The sequence below is a fragment of the Paeniglutamicibacter sp. ZC-3 genome (assembly GCF_025847175.2).
Classification (GTDB): Bacteria; Actinomycetota; Actinomycetes; order Actinomycetales; family Micrococcaceae; genus Paeniglutamicibacter; species Paeniglutamicibacter sulfureus.
Map to the genome: position 1 here is coordinate 84,076 of NZ_JAOYTG010000018.1, position 7,227 is coordinate 91,302.

General features: G+C 61.4%; 6 protein-coding genes and 1 pseudogene. 4 read left to right on the forward strand and 3 right to left on the reverse strand.

Annotation, left to right across the window (positions count from 1 at the left end; translation table 11 throughout):
• Positions 1-28: 28 nt before the first annotated feature.
• Positions 29-316, reverse strand: coding sequence for a MoaD/ThiS family protein (locus OIU93_RS16400; protein ID WP_264271135.1), 288 nt, complete (start codon positions 314-316; stop codon positions 29-31).
• Entirely contained in the window at positions 313-1,422 is a 1,110-nt protein-coding gene (locus tag OIU93_RS16405; RefSeq protein WP_264271136.1) for an exo-alpha-sialidase, read from the reverse strand. The genes OIU93_RS16400 and OIU93_RS16405 overlap by 4 nt, the downstream gene beginning before the upstream one ends.
• A gap of 245 nt (positions 1,423-1,667) precedes the next feature.
• Between OIU93_RS16405 and OIU93_RS16410 the strand changes: the two genes are divergently transcribed.
• Positions 1,668-2,354, forward strand: a complete 687-nt coding sequence (locus OIU93_RS16410; RefSeq protein ID WP_264271137.1) for a DUF998 domain-containing protein — start codon at positions 1,668-1,670, stop codon at positions 2,352-2,354.
• A gap of 629 nt (positions 2,355-2,983) precedes the next feature.
• Here OIU93_RS16410 and OIU93_RS16415 read toward each other — a convergent pair.
• Positions 2,984-3,556, reverse strand: coding sequence for a recombinase family protein (locus OIU93_RS16415; protein WP_264271142.1), 573 nt, complete (start codon positions 3,554-3,556; stop codon positions 2,984-2,986).
• Between the two features lie 426 nt (positions 3,557-3,982).
• On the opposite strand from OIU93_RS16415, the gene OIU93_RS16420 reads away from it, so the two are divergent.
• The 3 genes and pseudogenes from OIU93_RS16420 to OIU93_RS16430 form a co-directional block, all read left to right on the forward strand.
• Positions 3,983-5,329 (forward strand): hemolysin family protein, encoded by a 1,347-nt coding sequence (locus OIU93_RS16420; protein WP_264271138.1) that lies wholly within the window; start codon positions 3,983-3,985, stop codon positions 5,327-5,329.
• On the forward strand, positions 5,326-6,369 hold the full coding sequence (locus OIU93_RS16425; RefSeq protein WP_264271139.1) for a hemolysin family protein: 1,044 nt from the start codon (positions 5,326-5,328) through the stop codon (positions 6,367-6,369). The genes OIU93_RS16420 and OIU93_RS16425 overlap by 4 nt, the downstream gene beginning before the upstream one ends.
• Before the next feature lie 369 nt (positions 6,370-6,738).
• Positions 6,739-7,227: pseudogene (locus OIU93_RS16430) on the forward strand (TerC family protein); the annotation flags it as partial.

Here is a 7,227-nt window from a genome sequence, read left to right on the forward strand (position 1 = left end):
TGCCCCGTCGGGCCCGGGTGATCCTCCGCTAGCCGCCAGCCACCGATTGCATAATCAGCACGCTCTGCCCCTCCCGCACCGGCGAGCCCAGGCCCTCAAGGGTGCGGATATTGTCCGGCCCGACGAAGACGTTCACGAAGCGGCGCACCTCGCCGCGTTCGTCGCGCACCCGCCGTCCAAAGAGCGGGTATTTCTCGCCGAGCGCATCCAGGATCCCACCCACCGTGCCGTCCTCGGGCAGCGGGACCTGCAGGCTGCGTTGGCCCTCAAGCGTGGAAGCCAGCACCGAGGGCACTTCGACGGTAATGTCCGTCATTTCCCCGCACCGTTGACCTGGGCGGCCCGGACGCTGAGCACATCGGGCAGGCGTTGGGCCACCGTGACAAAGTGCGCGCCCTCGTCGTTGCTGGCGAAGACCTCTCCGCCGCGGGTGCCGAAGTAGACGCCCACGGTTTCGGGGTGATCGTCCACCGCCGCCGCGTCGCGCAGCACTGCGTTCCAGTCGGCATCGGGCAATCCGGCGTGTTGCTCGTTCCAGGTGTCCCCGGCGTCCGTGGAGTGGAAGACGGAGAGCCTTCCGCCCACCGGGTTGCGTTCCTCGGCGCCCTTGAGCGGAATGGTCCACACGCTGCCGCCGGTGCGCGGGTGGGACAGGAAGACAAAGCCGAATTCCGCCGGTAGGCCATCGGCGATGCTGTTCCATTCATCGCCGGAATCGTCACTCCGGTAAACACCGCCGTGGTTTTGGGCGTAGAGCCGGTTAGGGTTTTCGGCATCCGCGGTGATGTGGTGGACGCACTGGCCGAACTCGGGGAAGGGTTCCGGGAAGAAGTCCGCCTTGATGCCCTTGTTCCGGGGTTCCCAGGAGTCGCCGCCATCGGTGCTGCGATACACCCCGCCGGTGCTCATGGCCGCGTGGACGACGTTTTCGTCCACGGCGTTGGGCACGATGCTGTGCACCGCCGCCCCGCCGAAGCCGGCACCCCATTCGCTGCGGTGTGGGTGGTCCCAGAGGCCGCGGTTCAGTTCGAAGTTCTCCCCGGAGTCCGTGGACTTGAAGACCGAGATCGGTTCGCACCCGGCCCACACGACACCGGGACGATCGGCGGTGTCGGGGCGCAGGTGCCAGACCCGCGCCAGTGCGGTGTCGGTGTCCGTGGGAAACTTGATGGCACCTTGCTCGGGTTCGGACCAGGTTGCGCCGGCGTCGTCGCTGTAGACGACAGTGGGTCCCCAGTGCCAGTCGTTGACCCCGGCCAGGATACGGGTCCTGCCCTCCCGGGTGTCGATGGCCACGGAGGGAACCTCGAGGTTGGCGAAGTGGGGCCCGGTGAGATTCCAGTTTTCGCGGTCTGTGCTTTCGGCCAGCCAGAGGCCCTTCTTGGTCCCGATGGCAAGGATGATGCGTGCGTCGTTGTCCATGACATTTAGTGCAACACCGCGGCGACCCGGATTCAAGGGTTGTGGTGACCCTTAAAAGACCTAGTTGTGGATCGATGTGTTGCCTCACAAGAAAACCTCCTTTTCCTAGGAGCATTTTCGTGTTTTCCTTGTTCGTTCCACGGTATCGGAGCCGTGCGGAAAAAGCTGACATGCCAATGTGGGAAGCTTGGGCAATGATCCCGCAGAGCCCGGACACTGCCCGACTGAGGTTTGCCGTCGCAGCCATGGTCGGCGTCGCCGTCTACGTCCTTGTCGACGTGGTGCTCCAGTTTCTGCCCCCGCACTACAGCGTGGTCAGTGACGCCGAAAGCAACCTGGCGGTTGGTCCGTTCGGGTGGATCATGAATCTGAATTTCCTCGGCCGGGCCGTCACCACCATGTGCGCCATTGCAGCCATGAACCGGGTCGGCCGGGTTTCGAGGCTTCGGCGCACCGGGACTCTGTTCTTGGGTATCGGGGGCCTGTGTTCGGCGGTTTTGGCCTTTTTCCCGACCGATGTTGGCGTCGAGTCCGGCCTGAGTCCGGCGACGGTTGCCGGCACCGTTCATCTCTACGTTGCCGGCACGGGTTTCTTGGCGGCACTGGTCGGAATTTGGGTGCTGACGAAGTGGATGCGTTCGGGCCCTGGGTTTAGAAGTGCCTACCCGACCATCGTCTTTTTTGCGGCACTGGCTACGGCCGGATTCGCGTCACTGGGTTTGACGGCCGTCAGTGGGCAAAATCTGCTCGGGCTTGCCGAGCGGGTCTGCCTGGCCGGAGTCCTCGGATGGGTACTGGTGGTGTGCAATGCCATCAGGCGCTTGTCCCGGCGGAGCGGGCCGATTCCTCCTGCCAGCACGGCGATTTCCGGGCAGGCTCCTCCGTCTGCGGGAACGACGGTCCAGGGTGGACAGCGGAATGTCGGTTCCTAGGGCGCGTCTCCTAATCGTGATTTTTTGATGGCGGTGCTCCAGATGAGCACGGCATGTAGCACGACCGCCGACCGGCACGTCAGCGAGAGCATGTCGTACCGGGTCGCCACGCCGCGCCATTGCTTCAGGGCATTGAAGCTGCGTTCGAGGACAGTCCATCTGCGGCAAAAGTTCCGAGAAACTGATGACCTGATTTGAGCCGGTGTTGCCCAGTCGAAGAATCGAATTCGTGAATTGTTCTGAGAACGTCAACATAGAATTTTTTGCGTTGGTTGTTGTGCCCAGTGAAGCCAGGTGGATAGGGATCAATTATCGAGAGCCTGGGATCGTGGGCACTGTTGATCCAACGTCTAATAGCAGCATTGATATGGTCGTCTCTCATTGAATAGCCCGCGTTTGAGCTGTATCGATTGTTTCCACAATCTTCTTCGTAAGATCGACGGAAGCAGGAATTCCAGCATTCACTGAAGCTCCCGCGCCAAGCAGGACGGTTATGCGCTCTTTGCTGGGATCGTTCATACGAAGGCCCTCTTTCAACGGGACGACTTTGTTCTTTTCCAGATAGCTCTTAGTAATTTGGGCTGGCGGGATAACTCTAGCTCTCGACGCGGAGGGAAAGGCGATCGCGGTTACATCGACCGCTGAACAATCCGGTAAACCGTGCTGCCGACGACCCCGAAGAGCTCGGCGATTTCCGCGCTGGTGTGCTTTCCACTGTGGTGGAGGGCGACGAGGTGTTTTTCCTGGGCGGGGGAGAGCTTGGGCTGCTTGCCGCGGAGCCTGCCCTTGGCCTTGGCCATCTGCATGCCTTCGCGAGTGCGGGCGCGGATGAGGTCGGACTCGAACTCGGCGACCATGGCCAGGACGTTGAACAGGAGCCGGCCGACGGGGTCGGTGGGGTCGTGGACGTTCCCACCCAGCCTCAGCTTGATGTGGCGCTTGGTGAGGTCCTCGACGATGTCGCTCGCGTCGGGCAGGGAGCGGGCGAGGCGGTCGAGCTTGGTGACCACCAGGGTGTCCCCGGCCCGGCAGGCGGCAAGGGCCTGCTGGAGGCCGGGGCGTTCGCGGTTGCGCCCGGTGAGCCCGTGGTCGACGTAGACCAGATCGTCGGGCACGCCGAGTGCCCTGAGCCCGGCTTGTTGGGCGGCGAGGTCTTGTTGGTTCGTGGAGACGCGGGCACACCCGACCAGATGCGATGGCAGGACTTGAGAGTAGCGTTTGCTCCACCTTCACCGGTTACGCATTATCTCGGGCGGGGCTCGTGGGAATCCTACATCCTTGGAATTTCAATGTTTTTTGATGCTGGATTTCTGTTGCTCGAGTGTCGCGCTGGGGGATCCATGGTCGCGGCACCCAATCCGGCTGAATCTGAAGGTGTGCAGGAGGTGCGTATCAGGATAGAGATGTGTATATGCTGTGAAAACGTGGGGTATTTGGCGAATAAGGTCCGCTTCCTTCCGAAAGTGATCCTGGTCTGCTGGATAATCAGTCGAAGTATTTAGGCCGTAGGAAGATACTCCGGCCAGAAAGGAATGATGGACTCTCCAAGCGGCAGTCAATATCACAGTCCAAGCCCTCTGCTGGGCAAGCACGCCCCAGGGATGCATCACGGCAGGGGGTGCAAATAGATGGAGTGGATATCACTGCTTCTGGCCATCATCCTGATCTTCGGATGTGGCCTGTTCGTCGCCGCGGAGTTTTCCCTGATCACGGTCAGCCGAAATGAAGTCAAGGCGGCCGCTGACACCGGTGACAAGCGTGCAGTCGGTGTGCTCAAGGGGATGGGTACCCTCTCGACCCAGCTCTCCGGCGCCCAACTGGGCATCACCCTGACCAACCTGGGCATCGGCTTTCTTGCCGAGCCCGCCATCGCGGCGCTGGTCGTTGGACCACTGCAGTCCGCAGGGATGCCCGAAACGGCGGCTCGATCGATTTCCATCGCGCTGGCGTTGGTCATAGCCACCATCTTGACCATGGTCTTTGGTGAGTTGGTCCCCAAGAACCTCGCCATCGCCAAGCCCTTCGCCACGGCTAAGGCCGTGGTGGGTTTCCAGCGCGGGTTCAGCGTCGTGACCCGGCCCCTTCTGTATTTCTTCAACGGCAACGCCAACTGGATCGTGCGCCGTTTCGGCATCGAGCCAAAGGAAGAGCTGGCATCGGCACGGTCGGCCGAAGAACTGGTGGCATTGGTCGGCCACTCGGCGCGTGAAGGGGTGCTGCCGTCGGAAACGGCGGAAATGCTCCGGCGCACCGTGGCCTTTGGCAACCGCCGTGCACATGATGTCATGACTCCGCGAACCCGGATGGTTTCGGTCACCGCCGACCAATCCGTCGACAGCATCTTGGCCTTGGCCGCCGAATCCGGTCATTCCCGGTTCCCCCTGCTCGATGCCCAGGGTCATCGAGCAGACGGGCTCGTACATATCCGCACCCTCTTGGGGGTGCCCCACGCCCGGCGTTCCACCACCCCGGTGGGCGCATACGCTGAAACAGCTATCCTGGTTCCCGACACCATCGAATTGGATGAGCTGATGGATCAATTGCGCGGCGGCGGCATGCAAATGGCCGTGCTGATCGATGAAACCGGTGATATCGCCGGGCTTATCACCCTCGAGGATCTTGTCGAGGAAATTGTCGGCGAGGTTCGCGACGAGCATGACCCCGAGGAAAACACCGTTCAGATCCTCGCGGAGAACCACTGGCTCCTGGATGCCTCCCTGCGCCCGGATGAGGCCAACGATCTGATCGGCTGCGAGATTCCGGAGAATTCCGACTACGAAACCCTCGCCGGTCTGGTCACCTTGCATCTGGGCCGTTTAGCTTCCAGGGGGGACGCTGTCACGTTGGTCGTACCGGGATTATCCGGCCAACTGCGGAAACAGTTGCTCTTCACTGTCAATGAGGTCCAAGGCGCGCGAATCGCCGCCTTGGACGTGGTGGCCACCGAACTCGATGACCTGGAGGAAACCCGATGAGCGATGTGGTTGGAATCGTTGTCACCCTCGTGCTGCTGGCCGCGAACTTCTACTTTGTGGGAGCAGAATTCGCGTTGATCTCCGCGCGCCGCAGTATCATCGAACCGCAGGCTGAACGCGGGAGCCGCAGCGCCAAGATGGCGTTATGGGCCATCGAAAACGTCTCCCTCGTCATGGCAGGCGCGCAGCTGGGCATCACCGTGTGTTCACTTGCTCTGGGATACGTCACCAAACCGTTGGTGAAGTACGCGGTGGCCGGTCCCTTCGAGGCGATCGGCATCCCGGCCTCGTGGATCGACCCCCTGTCCTATGCGATCGCACTCGCCTTGGTGACCTACCTGCACGTCGTGTTCGCGGAAATGGTGCCCAAGAACATGGCCCTTGCCGGACCCGAACGGATGGCCCTGGTCTTGGGTCCAAGCATGGTGGTCCTGGTGAAGATCCTGCGCCCTGTCCTGTGGCTGATGAACAGCATGGGCAACCTGGTGCTGCGCGGTATGGGCGTTACCCCGAAGGATGAAGTCGCCAGTACCTTCACCCGGGACGAAGTGGCCAGCATGGTCGCCGAATCCCGCGAAGGCGGACTCCTTGACCACCACGATGAACGCCTGCTGATGGGGGCTTTGAGCTTCGATGCCCGGACCATCGGTTCGGTGGCCATCGACTTCGCCCGGGTCCAGACGCTGCCGCGGGATGCATGTGCGGCAGATGTCGAAGTAGCAGCCGCACACGGCTTCTCGCGCTTCCCGTTGACCGATCCCACTGGCGCCCCGGTGGGTTACGTTCACATCAAGGATGTGCTGGGACGGGACCCAGGGGCCCGCATCCTCCCCTTGGAAGACGATGTCGTACGGGACTTGCCCGAATTCATGGCCGACCAATCCGTGCGTCCGGCGTTGCAGGCCATGCAACGCAATGGTGCCCACCTCGCCCTGGTGCGAGACACGGCAACCGGAGCAATCACCGGAATGGTGACCCTGGAAGACATGCTGGAAGAACTAGTCGGGCAGATCCGCCACGACAGCAACACCGCACTCTAGTCACGGCAACGGAGGGGTGGCCATCATTTCGGTGGCCACCCCACTGCATGCTTCCAGCGCCCTTCCCCACCCGCGTCCTGTGGAATCCCGAATACCTGCCCAAAACCGGATCGTGGACTCCCAACTGGCCTGTCGTGAAGGCTCCACAGTCGCCAGGAATTCGCTGGGTAAATCCTGAATCTTGGACTCATGGCATCAACGACCGGTCGGCGATGTTGTAGTCTGATTTGTATCAAGGGGAGTACTCCCGTTCGCGATCGGTCCGTCAATACGTATGCATTGGTGCATCCCGGGCCATCGGTTCTGAACTGATCAGAGCGGAGGAGACCTTGGCGTCATGTCCACGCCATATCCCTTTGGAGTACCCTCATGCAGGTATCGCCCCTGATCTGGATCATCACCATTGCCGTGACGATCGTCTTCTTCGTTTACGAATTCTTCGTCCACGTGCGCAAGCCCCACGAGCCGTCCATCGGTGAATCCGCCCGATGGTCGGTGTTTTACATCAGCCTCGCACTGCTGTTCGGTGTCGGTATCGGCACGCTCTCGGGATGGACATACGGGGGCGAGTACTTCGCCGGTTACCTCACCGAAAAGGCACTGTCGATCGACAACCTCTTTGTTTTCCTGCTGGTCATGGGTGCGTTCGCCGTACCGAAGATCTACCAGCAGAAGGTACTGATGGTAGGCATCATCATCGCGCTGGTACTGCGTGGCATCTTCATTGCCGTCGGCGCGACGCTGATCGAGAACCTGTCCTGGATCTTCTACGTCTTCGGCGCCCTGTTGCTCTTGTTGGCCTACCGGCAGGCATTCTCAAACCACGAAAGCGATCCGGCCAACAACCGGTTCATGCGC